Raw genomic sequence first — 16,146 nt, forward strand, 5'->3', positions numbered from 1 at the left:
GCCTCCCGGCGCGGGTCACACCTTGAGGTCCAGGCCGATGTCGAGGACCGGCGCGGAGTGCGTCAGCCAACCGGCCGACACCAGGTCCACGCCGCTGGCGGCCACGGCGGGCGCTGTCTCGGCGGTCAACCGCCCCGACGCCTCAGTGACCATTCGGCCGTCGACCAGCGCGACCGCCTCCGCCAGCTGGGCGGGCGTCATGTTGTCCAGCAGGACGGCGTCGACCGGGGTGGTCAGCAGCTCGCGCAGCTGATCGAGCGTGTCGACCTCCACCTCGATCGGCACGAGGTGGCCGGCCGCCTCGCGCACCCGGGCCACGGCTGCGCCGACGCCGCCGGCCAGCGCGACGTGGTTGTCCTTGATGAGTACCGCGTCGTCCAGGCCGAAGCGGTGGTTGACGCCCCCGCCCGCGACCACGGCGTGCTTCTCCACCGTCCGCAGACCCGGCGTGGTCTTGCGGGTACAGCACACCCGCGTGCCGGTCCCGTCGATCGCTCGTGCGATCTGGGTGGTCGCGGTGGCCACCCCGGACAGGTGACCCAGGAAGTTCAGTGCCACCCGTTCCGCCGTCAGTAGCGCGCGGGCGGGACCGCTGACCGTGGCGACGCGGTCGCCGGGAGCGACGGCGGTCCCGTCGGGCCTCTCGACGTCGACCGTCACCCGCGCGTCGAGCAGGCCGAAGGCGAGGACGACGAGGTCCGTGCCTGCGACGACGCCCGGGTCCCGCGCGACGAGCTCCGCGGTGGCGACCCGGTCGGCGGGGACGACCCAGTCGGTGGTGACGTCGCCGGCGCGGCCGAGGTCCTCGCGCAGGGCGTCGCGGACGAGCGGTTCGATCAGGACGGTCGGCAGGTGCCTCATGCGGAGCTCCGTTCCAGGGCGTGGTGGTAGGCGTCGGCCAGGGTGAGGTCCTGGTGGGCCGCCGGTGCGGGGGAGGGGTGGTCGGTGCGGTGGTGCGCGCCGCGGCTCTCCTCGCGCCGAAGCGCACCGGTGACGAGCAGGAGGGCGACGAGCGTGTCGTCGTCATCGGGATCGGTGAGATGGGCCGCGCGGAGCCGGTCCTGGGCGGCAGTCAGGGTGGGGCCATAGCGCACGACGCCGACGGCGGACGACACGAGGTCGCGCACCCTGGCGAGATCGAGCGCCTCGGGATGTTGCTGCGCCGGCCCGCGATGCCCGAGGTGGGGCGTGGTGTGGGCGAGCGTGGGAGGGGCGCCCCCCGCGACGTCCTCGGCCACCCAGCGGGAGCACACCGCCGCCTCGAGGAGCGAGTTCGACGCGAGCCGGTTGGCGCCGTGCAGACCGGTGCTCGCGACCTCCCCGACGGCCCACAGACCCGGCACCGTGCTGCGGCCGTGCTCGTCGACCACGACGCCGCCCATCTGATAGTGCGCGGCCGGCCGTACGGGGAGCAGATCGCGGGCGGGGTCGATCCCCGCCGCCCGGCACGCGGCGGTGACGGTGGGGAAGTGGTCGGCGACGTCCTGGAGGTCGCGGGCGTCGAGGAAGGTGCGTCCGCCGTCGGCCAGGTGCGTCCACACCCGGCGGGCGACGACGTCGCGCGACGCGAGCGGGTCACCCGGCAGGTCGCGGCCGGAGGCGTCCACCAGGCGCGCGCCGGCGCCACGGAGCGCCTCGCTGACCAGCGGCATGGGCCGCAGGCCGACGTCGAGGGCGGTGGGGTGGAACTGCACCATCTCCAGGTCCCGCAGCACCGCGCCGGCACGCGCCGCGAGTGCGAGGCCCTGGCCGCGCGAGGACGAGGGGTTGGTCGAGTGCGCGAACAGGCCGCCGATCCCGCCGGTGGCCAGCACGACCCGGTCGGTCGGCAGGAACGCCGGCTGGTCGCCCTGCAGGACGACCTCGAGGCGGCGGACCGTCCCGTCCTCGACGACGACCCGGACCGCTCGCGCGTGCTCGAGCACCGTGACCGACGGCGTGCGCCGCACGGCGGCCGTCGCAGCGCGCAGCAGCTCGCGTCCGGTGGCGTCGCCGCCCGCGTGCGCGATGCGATGCCGGCTGTGCGCCCCCTCCAGGCCGAGGACCAGGGCACCGTCGTCGTCCCGGTCGAGCTCCGCGCCCAGCTCCACGAGGTACGCGAGGGCCTCGGCGGCCCCGTTCGTCACCCGGTCGATCGCCCCACGCTGGCCGAGCCCCGCGCCCGCGGCCAGCGTGTCGAGTGCGTGCAGCGCCGCCGAGTCACCGGGCACCACGGCCGCGGCGATGCCGCCCTGGGCGAGCGCGGTCGAGCTGTCCGCGCCGAGCGTTCCGGCGCTGAGGACGAGGCACGGCGTCGGGGCCAGGCGCAGCGCGGTGAGCAGGCCGGCGAGCCCGGCGCCGACGATCACCGGCCGATCGGCGCTCATCGGACCGCGAGCATGCGCTCGACGGCGGCGCGGGCGCGCTCTGCGACGTCGGGGTCGATCGTCACCTCGTTGCGCATCTCCTCCAGCGCGACCCGGATGTTGCCGAGGTTGTTGCGCTTCATGTGCGGGCACAGGTTGCACGGGCGGACGAACTCCACGCCGGGGGAGGCGGCGGCGATGTTGTCGCTCATCGAGCACTCGGTGATGAGCGCGACCTGGCGGGGCCGGCGGTCCTGGACGTAGTCGATCATCTGGGCGGTGGAGCCGGACATGTCGGAGACGTCGACGACGTCGGGCGGGCACTCCGGGTGGCTGACCACGACGACGCCGGGGTGGTCGCGGCGGACCTGGGCGATGTCGCCGGGCGTGAAGCGCTCATGCACCTCGCAGCGGCCGGCCCACGTGATGACCTCGACGCCGGTCTGCCGGGCGATGTTCTGGGCGAGGTACTCGTCGGGGATCATGATCACCCGGTCCACGCCGAGGGACTCGATGATCTTCACGGCGTTGCCGGACGTGCAGCAGATGTCGGACTCGGCCTTCACGGCGGCCGAGGTGTTGACGTAGGTGACGACCGGGACGCCGGGGTGCTGGGCCCGCAGGCCGCGCACGTCGGCGGCGGTGATGGACTCGGCCAGCGAGCAGCCGGCGCGCAGGTCGGGCACGAGCACGGTCCGGGACGGGTTGAGCAGCTTCGCGGTCTCGGCCATGAAGTGGACGCCTGCCAGGACGATGACGTCGGCGTCGACGTCCTGGGCCTCGCGCGCCAGGGCGAGGGAGTCCCCGACGATGTCGGACACCCCGTGGAAGATCTCCGGGGTCTGGTAGTTGTGCGCGAGGATCACCGCGTTGCGCTCGGCCTTGAGCCGCCAGATCGCCGCGACGTCGTCCTCCATCGTCGCCCACTCCACGCGCGGCACGGACCCGCGGACCCGCTCGTAGAGGGCGTCGGTGCTGATGCTGACCGTCGTCATGGTGCCTTCCCTGCCTGGTCGTCGGTGACCGCTAGTGATGCTCAGAGTGAGCATTAGTGATGCTCGAGGTGAGCATAACCAGAGCGGTAGCGCGGTGCAAACGACTCGGCGTCGTGTCGTGCCGCGGCGTTCTCTGTGGGTCCGCGGAGTCGGACGGGCCGACCGCCGCTCGGCCGGCCATCAGCCGTGCCGGCTCGGCAGATGGCTACGCTCGCGGCGTGGAGCTGACGGGCGAAATCGGGCGTGGGGCGTGGCTGCTCGAGCGCGTCGGCGGCTGGGGCAGGGTCGGGGGCTCCGCGGGAACCGGGTTCGAGGCGTACGCACGGATCCTGCACCCCGTCGACGCACGCCGTGTGGTCTCGCCGGACGCCGACGAGCCGGGCGAGCGCGCGGCGATCGACGCTGCCCGGTGGACGTGGGCTGAGGTCGCCGCCCGCAACGGCCGGGTGATGCACCCGCTCGTGCAGTGGTGCCGCCTCACGGACGACGAGACGGCCCTGTCCTTCGCCGACGGTTGGCAGGTCTCGCCGAGTGTCGAGGGGATGCTCGAGCCCGACCAGCTCGCCGCCCTGACGGAGCATCTGAGGCTCTCCACCGCCGCTGCCGATGATGTGACCGCCGGCGTCTGGAACGGGTGGGGCGAGCTCCACGGCAACGGTGCCGTCTACGTGTTCGTCGACGCCGACGCAGACCCGGTCGAGAGGGCGACCGAGCGTGCTCGAGCTGAGGCGGAGCGGAGGGATTCCGTCTGCGCTGACGTCCGTCGCGCGGCGGTGACGGGGCCGTTCCTCGAATGGCCGGGCCGGGACTTCCTGCTTTTCGGCACGAGTCTGACCGAGCTCGCCGACCTGAGGCGGGTGAGTGCCGGCGAGTGTGATCCGGGCTGGGGGATCGGAGGAGTGCTGCCCCAGCTGCTGTGGCCTGCGGACCGGTCGTGGGTGGTGGCGAGCGAGATCGACTGGGACTCGACGATCGTCGCCGGCTCCCGCACGCTCGTCGAGGAGGTCCTCGCCGACCCGCAGTTCGAGGCGTACGAGGTGGACGAGGACTCGGACCTCACCTGGGACGGCGACACTCTGAATGCCGAGACATCCGCTCGTCGACCCGACCTATAAGCGCACAGGTAACGGCGTGACGGAGCGCCTGGGTCCGGGACTGACCGGAGCGCTTCGGCCGGACCGTGCAGGTCGCAGGCGTCAGCGCGAGCGGACGATCGGCAGCTTCGTCCCCGCGGCCTCGCGCTCGTCGAGGACCTCGCGGCGGAACCGGAACAACTTGGCGGGACGCCCGCCTGTGGAGTGCTCCACCTCGCCGGTCTCCTCGACCAGCTCCTGGTGCTCGACCAGCCGGCGGAAGTTCTGCTTGTGCAGTTGGTGGCCGGCCACCGCCTCGACCGTGGACTGGAGGCGGCCGAGCGTGAACGACTCCGGGACGAGCTCGAAGATCACCGGCCGGTACTGGATCTTGGCGCGCAGCCGACCGATCCCGGTGGCGAGGATCCGCCGGTGGTCGCGGTCCATCGGCCGCCCGGTCACCTCCGGGTCGGCGCTCGCACCGGCCTCGGGGACCAGCCCGACCTCGTACAGCAGCTCGTAGCGCTGCAGCGCCATGCCGGGCAACCACGGTTGGCCCTCCAGGCCGAAGGTGACGGCGCACCGCAGGCGCCGGCGCACGGCCAGCTCACGGTCCGGCGGCTCGTCCGCCCAGCGGCTCAGCGCGGGCGCGAGGTGGGCCTCGATAAGGTCGTCGCCCGCGCGACGGTCCTCCCAGGGGAAGTACTCCAGCCAGCTCACCCACGAGTCCGTGGGGGAGGCGACGGTGGTGAGCCCGAGGTAGGAGATCTCCAGGGCCGGGTGGGGCGCACGCCGCCGGTCGGCGAACGTGTAGAGCTGTTCGACGTACCCGAGGTCGTGACCGGTCTGCCGGGTCACCCACGAGCGCATCCCGGCCTGCATCGACCGGTGCTCGGTCTGCAGGGGCCCCGACGGCAGCCGTCGCCCGTCCTCGGTGGTCAGGGCCAGGGGTTCGCCGTCGTGCACCGCCGTGATGACGGCGACCAGCTCGGCCTCCACCTGCTCGGCCACGTCGGCCATGGACCCTCCTGTCGTCGCACCGGAACCATCATGCCGCCTGGTGCGCCGTCGTCGGCCCGACTGACCGTGCACCTGTGCCACCTGGTCGCATGTTCGCCGGATTGACGGAAGAGTGACCCCATGAGCGACTGGAGCGAGCACGCGATCTGGTGGCACGTCTACCCGCTCGGGTTCACCGGCGCCCCGGTGCGCCCCACCGAGGAGGAGCGTGCCGCCGTCGAGGCCGAGCCGGTCCACCGCCTGCGGCACCTGACCGCGTGGCTCGACCACGTCGTCGAGCTCGGGGCCAACGGCCTGCTGCTCGGCCCGGTCTTCGAGTCCGAGACGCACGGCTACGACACGACCGACTTCTTCCGCATCGACCCCCGCCTCGGCGACGACGACGACCTCGACCACCTGGTGGCCGAGTGTCGCTCGCGCGGGATCCGTGTCCTCCTCGACGGCGTCTTCAACCACGTCGGCGCCACCCACCCGCTCTACACGGCGGCGCTCGAGGGGGGCGAGGGGTCGGCCGAGGCCGAGCTGTTCCGCATCGACTTCTCCGGGGACGAGCCGGTGGCCGAGGACTTCGAGGGGCACGGCTCGCTCGTCGCGCTCAACCACGCCAGCTCGGCGGTGGAGGACCTGCTCGTCGAGGTGATGACGCACTGGCTGGCGCGCGGGGTCGACGGCTGGCGACTCGACGCCGCCTACTCGGTGCCCACGGAACTGTGGGCACGCGTGCTGCCGCGCGTGCGTGAGGAGTTCCCGGACACCTGGTTCCTCGGGGAGGTCATCCACGGCGACTACGCGGGCTTCGTCGTCGACGGCACGATCGACTCCGTCACCCAGTACGAGCTGTGGAAGGCGACCTGGAGCTCGCTGAAGGAGGGCAACTTCTTCGAGCTCGACTGGACGCTCCAGCGGCACGACGAGTTCCTCGAGGCCTTCGTGCCCCAGACGTTCGTCGGCAACCACGACACCACCCGCATCGCCAGCCAGGTCGGGGCCGAGAAGGCGGCGCTCGCCGCGGTCGTCCTGCTGACGGTCGGCGGCATCCCGTCGATCTACGGCGGCGACGAGTACGGCTGGGAGGGCGTCAAGGAGGAGCGGCTCGGCGGCGACGACGAGGTCCGCCCGATCTTCCCGCCGGACCCGCCGGAGCCGGACGGGCTGAACCCGCAGCAGCAGACGATGCTTCGCGTCCACCAGGACCTCATCGCGCTGCGCCGGCGGCACCCGTGGCTGACTACCGCCCGCACCGAGACCGTCGAGCTCACCAACACCCGGTACGCCTACGACGCCGTCGGGGCCGACGACGAGCGGCTGCGCGTCACCCTCGACATCGGCGGCGTGCCGTGGGCGGATATCCGCGACGGCGACCAGACGTTGCTCGTCGTCGGACGCTGAGCCCGCCCGCGGACCGCGAAGGTCCGAGCAAGAATGCGCGGGCTCGACGTGACAGGTCCACCTAGCCTGGTGGCATGCGCGCATCGCCTCAGCACGCGGACTGGCGGCCACTCATCGCGGCACTTGCGAATCCGCACTGCCGACTCGTGTTCTCACAGATCGTGGTCGGCGAGTCGGCGGAGGTGATCGGTTCCGACCTCGGTCCGACACGGCGGCGGCGCACGCTCGATGCCCTCGTGCGATCCGGTCTCGTTCGTGAGGAGGAAGGCACCTTCGTGGCCTGCAGTGACGTGTTCGCCGATGCGCTCGCAGCCGGTGCCTCCGACCGACCGCAAGGCCCCGAGAGATTCCTCGACGGCGAAGGTCGCATCGATCGCTACCCCACCGATCTCGACGAGCGTCGCGCACTGCTCCACCTCCTCGCGAGAAAGACGATCGGCGAGGGCGAGGTGCTCCCGGAGCGGGAGCTGAGCGAGCGTCTGACAGCGTTCGCAGACGATACGGCGCGACTGCGACGCGAGATGATCGACCACGAGGTGATGGAGAGGACCCCGTCAGGGTCTGAGTACGCACGAGTCCTCGACAACGAGAGCGCGGACGTCGTCGCGGGTCCATCCAGATGTGACACGAACGGCGGCGGGGGCGATCAGGGCTCGGCCGACCCCTCGCGGTAGATCTTCGCCCCCGAGATGCGACCGTCGGCAATGTCGAGGACGGCCACGAGCGCGGCCGTCCTTTCCTGGTCGTCATGCGTCCACCGCTCGGTCATCTCCATGGCGATCGCCCGCCCACCGTCGATCACCCGATGCAGGGTCAGTCGGGGCCGGAGCGAGCTCATCGCGCCGCGGAAGAACTCCTGCAGCACGCGACGGGAATCCGGACAAGGGGTGGGGCGCGCGTGGCAGCATCGGTGCGTGCGCACCTCCGGAGGACCCCAGAGCCCAGCAGCGGTGACGCCCGACGGCGTGCTCGAGGCCGGCGGGGTGACCTACCGGGTCGACCGGGCGAGGGCGGAGGACGTCCCGGCGATCGTCGACCTGCTCCGGGACGACGTGCTCGGCGCCCAGCGCGAGGACCACGACCTCGCCGCCTACGAGCGCGCGTTCGAGGCGATCGATCGCGACCCGAGCCACTACCTCGCGTGCGCGCGCGACTCTCAGGGGCAGGTCGTCGGCGTCATGCAGCTCACGCTCCTGCCGGGCCTCTCGCGCGGCGGCGCGCTCCGCCTCCAGATCGAGGGCGTGCGGGTGGCGGCCACGACCCGCGGCTCCGGCCTCGGCGGGGCGATGTTCGACTGGGCCCACGCCTACGGCCGCAGCCGGGGCGCCCGCTTCGTCCAGCTGACGACCGACAGGTCGCGCGCGGACGCGCACCGGTTCTACGAGCGACTCGGCTACCGAGCCACCCACGAGGGCTACAAGCTGCCGCTGGACTGAGGCGGCTTCGCCCCACGGTGGCGAGGTCGTGCCTGGTGTGGCGAGGTCGTGCCTCCGAAGCACGACCTCGACGGCTCAGGCACGAAGTCGGTGAAGCTCGGGTGGAGCGGTGGTAGAGCCGATCGCCCCGGCGGCGAGCCCCCGGCGCGTGGGAGGATCGGACGGTGACGACTCCCGGCGGTAACGAGCGGCCCGACGACGACGCGCGCGACGACATGCGCGGCGACGAGCCCGCGATCAGCGAGTCCTTCCCGACGATCGACGAGGCCCTCGCCGCCGCGGAGGACGAGGCCGACCCCGAGCTGGCCGAACGCCTGGCCGAGGCCCGGGCGGAGGACGACGAGCGCGAGGCCGACCTCCAGGTCGTCCTGCGCTCCGGCCTGTTCGGCGGACCCGACGACGACGTCGTCCGGGAGGTCGCCGGCGAGGCCGGTCGGGACGCCGACTTCGACGACGACTACGACGAGCTGTTCGTCAGCGACGACGAGCGGATCGACCCCGACGACGCCCATCGCCCCGACGACGACCCGCACGCCCCCTACGCGGGCACCGACGACGCGGGCGCCGGCGACCCGACCGGCGACCCGGCGTCGTCGGAGAACCCCACCGGCGAGGGCACCCCCGAGGAGGAGGCGGCGCTCGCCGAGCTCGCCGCGCAGATCGTCGCCCGCGCCCCCGAGCACGCCCCGCAGCCGAGCCTGGAGCGCGTCCGCGAGGCGCTCGACCTCCTGGGGAACCCGCAGGACTCCTACCCGGTCATCCACCTCACCGGCACCAACGGCAAGTCCTCGACCGCCCGCATGATCGAGGCGCTGCTGCGCGAGCGCGGCCTGCGCACCGGCCGGTTCACCTCCCCCCACCTGCACTCGGTGCGCGAGCGCATCGCGCTGGACGGCGCCCCCATCTCGACGCCGGACTTCCTCACCGCTTACCACGACGTCGCCCCGTACCTCGATCTCATCGACGAGCGGAACGTCGCCGACGGCGGCGCGCGCCTCAGCTTCTTCGAGCTCCTCACCGTCCTGGGCTACGCGGCCTTCGCGGACACCCCCGTCGACGTGGCGGTCGTCGAGGTCGGCCTGGGGGGTCGCTGGGACGCCACCAACGTCGCGCGCGGCCAGGTCGCCGTCCTCACCACCATCGAGCGCGACCACATGCGCTGGCTCGGCTCCACCCTCACCGACATCGCCAACGAGAAGGTCGGCATCATCGAGGAGGGCGCGACCGTCGTCGTGGCCCGCCAGCACGAGGAGGTCGAGGGCATCGTGCTGTCCGCCGCGGCCACCGCGGGCGCCCGGCTCGTCCGCGAGGACGTCGAGCTCGAGGTCGTCGACCGGGAGACCGCGGTCGGCGGCCAGGTCCTCACCCTGAGCACCCCCGCCGGCGTCTACGAGGGGATCTTCCTCCCGCTGCACGGTGCCCACCAGGCCCGCAACGCGCTCCTGGCGCTGGCCGCCGTCGAGCAGTTCTTCGGCGGGGCGGCGCTCGCCGGCGACGTCGTGGAGCAGGCCTTCGCGGGCGTGACCTCGCCGGGCCGCCTCGAGGTGGTCCGCGCCTCGCCGCTGGTCATCGTCGACGCCGCGCACAACCCCGCCGGCATCGAGGCCCTGCGCGAGGGCCTGGCGGAGGCGTTCGACCTCGAGCACGTCGTCGGCGTCGTGGGAGTGATGTACGACAAGGAGGCGGAGGCGATGCTCGGCGAGCTCGAGCCCCTCCTGGAGGAGGTCGTCATCACCGACGCCGGCACCGACCGCGCGATGCCCGCCGAGGAGCTCGCCGAGATCGCCCGCGAGGTGTTCGGTGAGGAGCGCGTCCATCTCGTGCCCCGCCTCGACGAGGCCATCGACCGGGCCGCCACCCTCGCCGAGGCCGACCAGTCGGAGCTCGTCACGCGGACCGCGGTCCTCGTCGTCGGGTCAGTCGTGCTCGCCGGCCGCGCCCGCGAGGTCACCGGGCACACCCGGGGCTGAGAATCCGTCCACGGCCGGCGGACGGGAGTGACGCCGCACGCACGACGCGGCAGGATGGTGCCCACCAGCCATCGAGGGAGATGCCATGAAGAAGTTCCTCAACGACCCGGCCCGCTTCGTCGACGAGTCCGTCCGCGCGTTCGGTCTCGCCCACTCCGACATCCTCGGGGTCAACGCCGACCCCCTGTACGTCGTGCGCAACGACGCCCCGGTGGCCGGACGCGTCGGCGTGATCTCCGGCGGCGGCTCCGGACACGAGCCGATGCACGCCGGGTTCGTCGGCGAGGGCATGCTCGACGCCGCCGTCCCCGGTCCCGTCTTCACCTCGCCCTCGCCGGACCCGATCGAGGCGGCGAGCCGTGCGGTCGATTCCGGCGCCGGCGTCCTGCACATCGTCAAGAACTACACGGGCGACGTGCTCAACTTCGAGACCGCCGCCGAGCTCGCGGACGACGTCGAGATCACGACCGTCCTGGTCAACGACGACGTCGCGGTCGAGGACTCCCTCTACACCGCGGGCCGGCGCGGCGTGGCCGGCACGATCCTCGTGGAGAAGATCGCCGGGGCCGCCGCCGCGCGCGGGGACGACCTCGCGGGCGTCACCGCTCTCGCGCAGCGCGCCGCCGACAACGTGCGGTCGATGGGCCTCGCGCTCGACTCGCCGGTCTCGCCGAGCACGGGCGAGCACTCGTTCGACCTGGGCGACGACGAGGTCGAGATCGGCATCGGCATCCACGGCGAGCCCGGCCGCCGTCGCATCCCGATGACGACCTCCGACGAGCTCACCGACCAGCTCACCGACCCGGTGGTCGAGGACCTGGGGCTCACCGGCGGCGAGAAGGTCGTCCTCCTCGTCAACGGCATGGGCGCCACCCCGGACTCCGAGCTCTACCTCATCTACGGCCGCGCCCGCGCGCGGCTGGAGGAGAAGGGCGTCGAGGTCGTCCGTTCGAAGGTCGGCAGCTACGTGACCAGCCTCGACATGGCGGGTGCCTCGGTCACCGTGCTCAAGGTCGACGACGAGCTGCTCGCCCTGTACGACGCCCCCGCCCGCACGGTCGCCTGGACGCAGGGCTGATCCGTAGGCCGACCCGGCCGCCCGTGCGGCCGGGTCGGCGCGGGCGGCGCAGGCCCTGACGGGTCGCGCACGCACACCGACCGACATACGCACACCGAGAACGACCTGAGGAGAGACATGAGCACGCTGGGCACGGACTGGGCGCTGGACTGGGTGAGCAGGGCGACGGCGACCATCGCCGAGCACCGCATCGAGCTCATCGACCTCGACCGAGCGATCGGCGACGCCGACCACGGCGAGAACCTCGACCGGGGCTTCTCCGCGATCGCGCCGCGCTTCGAGACCTCCGCACCCGCGACGGTCCCGGACGTCCTCAAGGGCGTGGCCAGCACGCTGATGTCCGTCGTCGGGGGAGCGGCGGGCCCGCTCTACGGCACCGCGTTCCTGCGGGGCTCCAAGCAGATCGGCGAGGAGGTCGACGCCGCCGGCGTGGCCGCGTTCCTCGAGGCCGCCCTCGAGGGCGTCAAGGCCCGCGGCCGCGCGACGCCGGGGGAGAAGACGATGGTCGACGCCCTCGCCCCCGCCCTCGAGGCGGCGAAGAAGGTGCAGTCCGACGGCGGGGACGCCACCGCCGCGCTCGAGGCCGCCGCCACCGCCGCTCAGGAGGGCGCCGAGGCCACCGTCCCGCTCGTGGCCACCAAGGGGCGCGCCTCCTACCTGGGTGAGCGCTCCGCGGGCCACATGGACCCGGGGGCCCGCTCGACCGCGCTCCTCCTGCGCGCGGCCGCCGACGCCGCCGCGGCCCAGGCGAACTGATGTCCAGGGTCGCGCTCGTCGCGGTGTCCCACTCGCGGGCGCTCGCGGACGGGCTGGTCGAGCTCGCGGCGCAGATGGCGCCCGACGTGCGGATCGTCGGTGTCGGCGGCACCGACGACGGCCGGATCGGGACGAGCTTCGACGCCCTGGAGACGGCCCTGACCGACCTGCTCGCCGAGGACGAGGTGTCCGGCGTGGTGCTCGTCGCGGACCTAGGGTCGGCGGCGATGACGATCGACTCGGTCCTCGAGCTGCACGACGACGAGCCCGCCCGTCACGCGACCGGTCCGCTCGTGGAGGGGGTCGTCGCCGCGGCGGTCGAGGCGCAGGGTGGCGGGGACCTGACGGCGGTCGCCGGCGCGGTCGCGGCGGCCGGGCGCAGCCTCGTCGACGGTGCCGCGGGTGCGGCGGCGGAGGGCGAGCCGGACGCGACCGCGGCGGAGGGCGGTACCTCCCCCGGAGCAGGCGACGCCTCGGCCGCCGACGCTGTCCGGGAGACCGTCGTCATCGAGGACCCGATGGGCCTGCACGCCCGGCCGGCCGCGGCCGTCGCGACGACGGCGGCCACGTTCGAGGCGGCCGTGACGATCGACGGCGCCGACGCACGCAGCGTCCTCGCCCTCATGGCGAAGAACGTCAAGCCGGGCACCGAGCTCACCGTGGCGGCCACCGGCGCCGACGCCGCCGAGGCCGTGGCCGCGGTCGTGCGCGTGATCGCCGAGGCCAAGGGCTGACCCGCGGACCGGCACCCGACGACGGACCTTCGCCTGACCACGGGCCGACGCCGCCGGCGACCGGCCGGTCCCGTCAGGCGTCCAGGGCGGCGTAGACGATGAAGTTGTCCTCCAGCTGCCCGGTCTCAGGGTTGAGCCCGTCGCAGGTGATGAGGCGGATCTCGGGCCCCGCCGTGTTCCCGTAGACGTCCAGCGTGGGGAACTCCTGCTGGTAGAACTGCTCGGTCCGGTAGACGGTGAACGTCGCCACCGAACCGTCCTCCCGCGTGACCTCCACGGTGTCTCCGACCTCGGTCCGGGGCAGGTCCGCGAAGATCCCGGGCCCGCCCTCGCTGCCGTTGCGGTGCCCGAGGACGACGGACGGACCGGCCTCTCCGGGGGTCGGCGAGTGGACGTACCAGCCGGCCGGCGACCCGAGGTTGTACGGCGGGACCTCGATGACCCCGTTCTCCTGGCGACCGAGGTCCATGACCTCCGAGGAGACGCCGAGGCTCGGGATCTCGATCCGGGCCGGCTCCGAGGCGGGCATGGCATCGGCGACGGGTACCTCCTCCGCCTCCTGCGCGCCGTCCTCCTGCGGAGCGGGCGCGTCGGTCGGAGAACTGGACCCGTCACCGGGGGAGGGAGCAGGCCCCGGGCCGTCCGTGGGCGCGTCGGGGGCCGCGCCGTCCGACGGTGGGACCTGCTCCCCGTTCGGGGTGGTCGACCCGCGATCCCCGTCAGGAGTGCTCGACGCCGAGGGGCCGACCGGGTCGGCGTAGTCGGGCTCGTCGGTCCCCGAGCAGGCGCCGAGGACCAGGAGCACGGCCGCCGCGCCGGCCGTGAGGCCCGCGCGGCGACCGTGGATGCGAGGCATCACGGGGTGCTCCCGACCCGTCAGGCCGTGGCGGCGCGACGCTTGAGCGCCCAGGCTCCGCCGCCGAGGATGCCGACCCCGAGCACGCCGGCGCCGACCGCGAGCGCGGTGCCGTCGTCCGACTGCTGCACCGGCGAGCCGGTGTCGGCGCCGCCGTGCGGCATCTCGCCCACCTGCGAGACCGTCACCGGTCCGCAGGCCGCCGGCAGCGTCGCGGCCAGGGGCAGCGACGGGTCGAGCTCGCTCTGCGCGCCGGCCGCGGCGTCGGACAGGTTCGCGGGGTCGACGCCGTGGACGACCACGACGGCGGTGCCGTCCGCGAGGGCCGCCACGGTGTCGTCGTCGAGCTCGAGGGTCCGCTCGTACGTGTAGGCCGAGCCGCCCGGGAAGCGGTCGACGGCCAGGCCGGAGTCAGGGCTCGTGTCGCCCTCGGTGGTCAGCGAGGTGGCGATCATGCCGTAGAAGGGGTGGCCCTCCTCGACGTTGACCGCGTCGTCGCCGTTCATGTCGGCCTCCGGCCCGGGGCAGGTCCCCTCCGCGCCGATGTGGATGTGCTGCGCGTGCGGGAACGGTGCGTCCATGAACGTCTCGGCCGCACCGGAGACGTTCATCGACACGGTCGCCTCGTGGCCGTCGAGCTCGAGCCAGAAGTCGCCGGTCGTCCCGCTGTTGTTGAGCTCTCCCAGGTGGGCCTGGCCGGACCAGGTGCCTTCGGCGTGGCTGCCGCCGTCGTGACCGCCGTCGTCGTGCCCGTCGTCGTGGCCGTGCGCCAGCGCCGGGCCGGCCGCCAGGGTCAGGGCACCGAGCGCCAGGGCCGGTGCTGCCAAGAACTTCGTCGTTCGCATGATGAGCTCCTTCGTGATCCGTCGGTCGGACACGCAGGGTTCGGAGCCGGTGGGCGATCGGATGGGTGCGGATTCGACGACGCCGAGATTCCGTCGTCGCTCTGCCGAACCGTTGCTCGCGAGAGTGCGTGACATGTAACATCGGTGCATGGCGAGCACGCGCGAGAGGGTCCAGGCGTATCGCCAGCGTCTCCGTGACCAGGGGCTGCGACCGGTGCAGATCTGGGTGCCGGACGTGCGCGCACCCGAGTTCGTGGCGGAGGCGCATCGCCAGTCGACTCTCGTGGCCGGCAGCGCACACGAGAGCGACGACCAGGCCTTCGTCGACGCCATATCGGTGGAGTGGGGCGACGAGGACGAGGGCGAGTGAGACGCGGCGAGATATGGACCGCTGCTGCGCGGGGCAGCTACTCCGGAAAGCCACGGCCCGTGGTGATCGTCCAGGACGACCGCTTCGATGCGACCGGGTCCGTGACGGTCTGCCCGATGACCACCAGCGCTGTCGACGCCCCGTTGCTGAGGATTCCTGTGGACCCCGCCGTCGGCATCGCTCGGTCCAGCTGGATCATGGTCGACAAGGTCACCACCGTGCCGCGTGCAGGCGTGCGCGAGCGGGTGGGACGGCTGCCCGACGACGAGCTCGTGCGGCTGAACCGGGCACTGCTCGCCTTCCTCGGCCTCGCGGGCTGACCGGCCCGGTTCGCCCCGGGGCTGCGGAGGCCATCGGCACCGACGTGGTGCAGGACAACCGCTCCCGACAGACCCGGGCAGCGAGCCTACGATCGAGGCTCCGCCACCGACCCCGGGAGCCGCCGTGCCCATGCCAGCCCTCGTGGCCTTCGACCTCGACGACACGCTCGCGCCGTCGAAGCAGCCCCTGCCGGACCCGATGGTCCGCGCGCTCGCGGACCTCCTCGCCCGCGTGCCCGTCTGCCTCATCTCGGGCGGCGACGTCTCGCAGTTCCGCACCCAGGTGGTCGAGCGGATGGCCGGCCACGACCTCACCGACCTCCACCTCCTGCCCACGTGCGGCACCCGCTACCTCCGGGTCGAGGGCGAGCAGCTGGTCGAGATCTACGCCCACGAGCTTCCCGAGGCCATGCGCTCGGCCGCGGCCGCCTCGCTCGAGCGCCGGGCCCGCGAGCTCGGCCTGTGGGAGCCGGACACGTGGGGCGACATCATCGAGGACCGCGGCACCCAGATGACGTTCTCCGCCCTCGGCCAGCGGGCCCCCGTGGACGCGAAGAAGGCGTGGGACCCCACGGGCGAGAAGAAGGAACGCCTGCGCGCCGCCGTCGCCGCCGACCTGCCGGACCTCGAGGTCCGCTCCGGCGGTTCGACCTCCGTGGACATCACGGCCACCGGCATCGACAAGGCGTACGGCATGGAGCGGCTCGCACAGCGGACCGGCGTCGCGCTGGCGGACATGCTCTTCGTCGGCGACCGCCTCGACGAGGGCGGCAACGACCGCCCGGTCCTCGACCTCGGCGTGCCCTGCCGGGCGGTCACCGGCTGGGAGGAGACGGTCGACCTGGTGACGGCCCTGGTGGCCGACCTCGACACCGACGGGCCCGCCACGTCCTGAGCTCTCCTGGCGACCATCGGTCCAGATGCGCCTACCGTGGTCGGGTTCCGACCGGGAGGGGTGA

Annotated in this window: 18 protein-coding genes; 11 read left to right on the plus strand and 7 right to left on the minus strand. The window is 73.1% G+C overall.

From position 1 onward, the window contains the following. Positions 1 to 15: 15 nt before the first annotated feature. From nadC to nadA, 3 genes are read right to left on the minus strand one after another with little or no spacing between them, the layout of a single operon-like run. Positions 16 to 861 (minus strand): carboxylating nicotinate-nucleotide diphosphorylase, encoded by an 846-nt coding sequence (gene nadC, locus AC24HA_RS07860; protein WP_425708463.1) that lies wholly within the window; start codon positions 859 to 861, stop codon positions 16 to 18. Beyond that, complete coding sequence (locus AC24HA_RS07865) at positions 858 to 2,366, minus strand: L-aspartate oxidase (RefSeq protein ID WP_425708462.1); 1,509 nt, start codon at positions 2,364 to 2,366, stop codon at positions 858 to 860. Before AC24HA_RS07865 ends, nadC begins: the two co-directional genes overlap by 4 nt. Beyond that, the gene (gene nadA, locus AC24HA_RS07870) at positions 2,363 to 3,340 is read right to left on the minus strand and encodes a quinolinate synthase NadA (RefSeq protein ID WP_425708461.1); all 978 of its coding nucleotides are present in this window, start codon (positions 3,338 to 3,340) and stop codon (positions 2,363 to 2,365) included. The genes AC24HA_RS07865 and nadA overlap by 4 nt, the downstream gene beginning before the upstream one ends. 59 nt (positions 3,341 to 3,399) lie before the next feature. Between nadA and AC24HA_RS07875 the strand changes: the two genes are divergently transcribed. Next, entirely contained in the window at positions 3,400 to 4,455 is a 1,056-nt protein-coding gene (locus AC24HA_RS07875; RefSeq protein WP_487563592.1) for a hypothetical protein, read from the plus strand. An 81-nt stretch (positions 4,456 to 4,536) separates the two neighbouring features. Here AC24HA_RS07875 and AC24HA_RS07880 read toward each other — a convergent pair whose 3' ends face one another. After that, positions 4,537 to 5,433 (minus strand): NUDIX hydrolase, encoded by an 897-nt coding sequence (locus tag AC24HA_RS07880; protein ID WP_425708459.1) that lies wholly within the window; start codon positions 5,431 to 5,433, stop codon positions 4,537 to 4,539. A gap of 120 nt (positions 5,434 to 5,553) precedes the next feature. Between AC24HA_RS07880 and AC24HA_RS07885 the strand changes: the two genes are divergently transcribed. Together AC24HA_RS07885 and AC24HA_RS07890 are read left to right on the plus strand one after the other, a co-directional pair. After that, the gene (locus tag AC24HA_RS07885; RefSeq protein ID WP_425708458.1) at positions 5,554 to 6,822 is read left to right on the plus strand and encodes an alpha-amylase family protein; all 1,269 of its coding nucleotides are present in this window, start codon (positions 5,554 to 5,556) and stop codon (positions 6,820 to 6,822) included. 146 nt (positions 6,823 to 6,968) lie between these two features. Continuing rightward, positions 6,969 to 7,496, plus strand: a complete 528-nt coding sequence (locus AC24HA_RS07890; RefSeq protein ID WP_487563593.1) for a DUF2087 domain-containing protein — start codon at positions 6,969 to 6,971, stop codon at positions 7,494 to 7,496. Here the strand turns inward: AC24HA_RS07890 and AC24HA_RS07895 are convergent. After that, positions 7,469 to 7,687 carry a nuclear transport factor 2-like protein gene (locus tag AC24HA_RS07895; RefSeq protein WP_425708456.1) on the minus strand — a complete coding sequence of 73 codons (219 nt, stop codon included), beginning with the start codon at positions 7,685 to 7,687 and terminating at the stop codon, positions 7,469 to 7,471. The genes AC24HA_RS07890 and AC24HA_RS07895 overlap by 28 nt on opposite strands. Positions 7,688 to 7,736: 49 nt before the next feature. On the opposite strand from AC24HA_RS07895, the gene AC24HA_RS07900 reads away from it, so the two are divergent. The 5 genes from AC24HA_RS07900 (at position 7,737) to dhaM (ending at position 12,796) form a co-directional block, all read left to right on the plus strand. Next, on the plus strand, positions 7,737 to 8,258 hold the full coding sequence (locus AC24HA_RS07900) for a GNAT family N-acetyltransferase (protein WP_425708455.1): 522 nt from the start codon (positions 7,737 to 7,739) through the stop codon (positions 8,256 to 8,258). Positions 8,259 to 8,422: 164 nt separating this feature from the next. Then, a complete protein-coding gene (locus AC24HA_RS07905) occupies positions 8,423 to 10,228 on the plus strand; it encodes a bifunctional folylpolyglutamate synthase/dihydrofolate synthase (RefSeq protein WP_425708454.1) in 1,806 nt (601 codons plus the stop codon). 85 nt (positions 10,229 to 10,313) lie between these two features. Then, positions 10,314 to 11,306, plus strand: a complete 993-nt coding sequence (dhaK, locus tag AC24HA_RS07910; RefSeq protein WP_425708453.1) for a dihydroxyacetone kinase subunit DhaK — start codon at positions 10,314 to 10,316, stop codon at positions 11,304 to 11,306. 117 nt (positions 11,307 to 11,423) lie between these two features. Then, positions 11,424 to 12,062 carry a dihydroxyacetone kinase subunit DhaL gene (gene dhaL / locus AC24HA_RS07915; RefSeq protein WP_425708452.1) on the plus strand — a complete coding sequence of 213 codons (639 nt, stop codon included), beginning with the start codon at positions 11,424 to 11,426 and terminating at the stop codon, positions 12,060 to 12,062. Further along, the gene (dhaM, locus tag AC24HA_RS07920; RefSeq protein ID WP_425708451.1) at positions 12,062 to 12,796 is read left to right on the plus strand and encodes a dihydroxyacetone kinase phosphoryl donor subunit DhaM; all 735 of its coding nucleotides are present in this window, start codon (positions 12,062 to 12,064) and stop codon (positions 12,794 to 12,796) included. Before dhaL ends, dhaM begins: the two co-directional genes overlap by 1 nt. Positions 12,797 to 12,869: 73 nt before the next feature. Here dhaM and AC24HA_RS07925 read toward each other — a convergent pair whose 3' ends face one another. Together AC24HA_RS07925 and AC24HA_RS07930 are read right to left on the minus strand one after the other, a co-directional pair. Continuing rightward, positions 12,870 to 13,652 carry a class F sortase gene (locus AC24HA_RS07925; protein WP_425708450.1) on the minus strand — a complete coding sequence of 261 codons (783 nt, stop codon included), beginning with the start codon at positions 13,650 to 13,652 and terminating at the stop codon, positions 12,870 to 12,872. Positions 13,653 to 13,672: 20 nt separating this feature from the next. Beyond that, positions 13,673 to 14,497, minus strand: coding sequence for a hypothetical protein (locus AC24HA_RS07930; protein WP_425708449.1), 825 nt, complete (start codon positions 14,495 to 14,497; stop codon positions 13,673 to 13,675). A 148-nt stretch (positions 14,498 to 14,645) separates the two neighbouring features. On the opposite strand from AC24HA_RS07930, the gene AC24HA_RS07935 reads away from it, so the two are divergent. From AC24HA_RS07935 to AC24HA_RS07945, 3 genes are all read left to right on the plus strand, one after another. Continuing rightward, on the plus strand, positions 14,646 to 14,867 hold the full coding sequence (locus tag AC24HA_RS07935; RefSeq protein ID WP_425708448.1) for an antitoxin MazE family protein: 222 nt from the start codon (positions 14,646 to 14,648) through the stop codon (positions 14,865 to 14,867). After that, on the plus strand, positions 14,864 to 15,187 hold the full coding sequence (locus tag AC24HA_RS07940; RefSeq protein ID WP_463648140.1) for a type II toxin-antitoxin system PemK/MazF family toxin: 324 nt from the start codon (positions 14,864 to 14,866) through the stop codon (positions 15,185 to 15,187). Before AC24HA_RS07935 ends, AC24HA_RS07940 begins: the two co-directional genes overlap by 4 nt. 130 nt (positions 15,188 to 15,317) lie before the next feature. Then, positions 15,318 to 16,082, plus strand: a complete 765-nt coding sequence (locus AC24HA_RS07945) for an HAD-IIB family hydrolase (protein WP_425708610.1) — start codon at positions 15,318 to 15,320, stop codon at positions 16,080 to 16,082. The last annotated feature ends 64 nt before the right edge of the window (positions 16,083 to 16,146 follow it).

The organism is Georgenia sp. Z1491 (assembly GCF_057652395.1).

Bases quoted from the DNA above. Each gene is read 5' to 3' on its own strand.
- nadC (WP_425708463.1), bottom strand. From the start codon at position 861: ATGAGGCACCTGCCGACCGTCCTGATCGAACCGCTCGTCCGCGACGCC.
- AC24HA_RS07865 (WP_425708462.1), bottom strand. From the start codon at position 2,366: ATGAGCGCCGATCGGCCGGTGATCGTCGGCGCCGGGCTCGCCGGCCTG.
- nadA (WP_425708461.1), bottom strand. From the start codon at position 3,340: ATGACGACGGTCAGCATCAGCACCGACGCCCTCTACGAGCGGGTCCGC.
- AC24HA_RS07875 (WP_487563592.1), top strand. From the start codon at position 3,400: ATGCTCGAGGTGAGCATAACCAGAGCGGTAGCGCGGTGCAAACGACTC.
- AC24HA_RS07880 (WP_425708459.1), bottom strand. From the start codon at position 5,433: ATGGCCGACGTGGCCGAGCAGGTGGAGGCCGAGCTGGTCGCCGTCATC.
- AC24HA_RS07885 (WP_425708458.1), top strand. From the start codon at position 5,554: ATGAGCGACTGGAGCGAGCACGCGATCTGGTGGCACGTCTACCCGCTC.
- dhaK (WP_425708453.1), top strand. From the start codon at position 10,314: ATGAAGAAGTTCCTCAACGACCCGGCCCGCTTCGTCGACGAGTCCGTC.
- dhaL (WP_425708452.1), top strand. From the start codon at position 11,424: ATGAGCACGCTGGGCACGGACTGGGCGCTGGACTGGGTGAGCAGGGCG.
- dhaM (WP_425708451.1), top strand. From the start codon at position 12,062: ATGTCCAGGGTCGCGCTCGTCGCGGTGTCCCACTCGCGGGCGCTCGCG.
- AC24HA_RS07925 (WP_425708450.1), bottom strand. From the start codon at position 13,652: ATGCCTCGCATCCACGGTCGCCGCGCGGGCCTCACGGCCGGCGCGGCG.
- AC24HA_RS07930 (WP_425708449.1), bottom strand. From the start codon at position 14,497: ATGCGAACGACGAAGTTCTTGGCAGCACCGGCCCTGGCGCTCGGTGCC.
- AC24HA_RS07935 (WP_425708448.1), top strand. From the start codon at position 14,646: ATGGCGAGCACGCGCGAGAGGGTCCAGGCGTATCGCCAGCGTCTCCGT.
- AC24HA_RS07945 (WP_425708610.1), top strand. From the start codon at position 15,318: ATGCCAGCCCTCGTGGCCTTCGACCTCGACGACACGCTCGCGCCGTCG.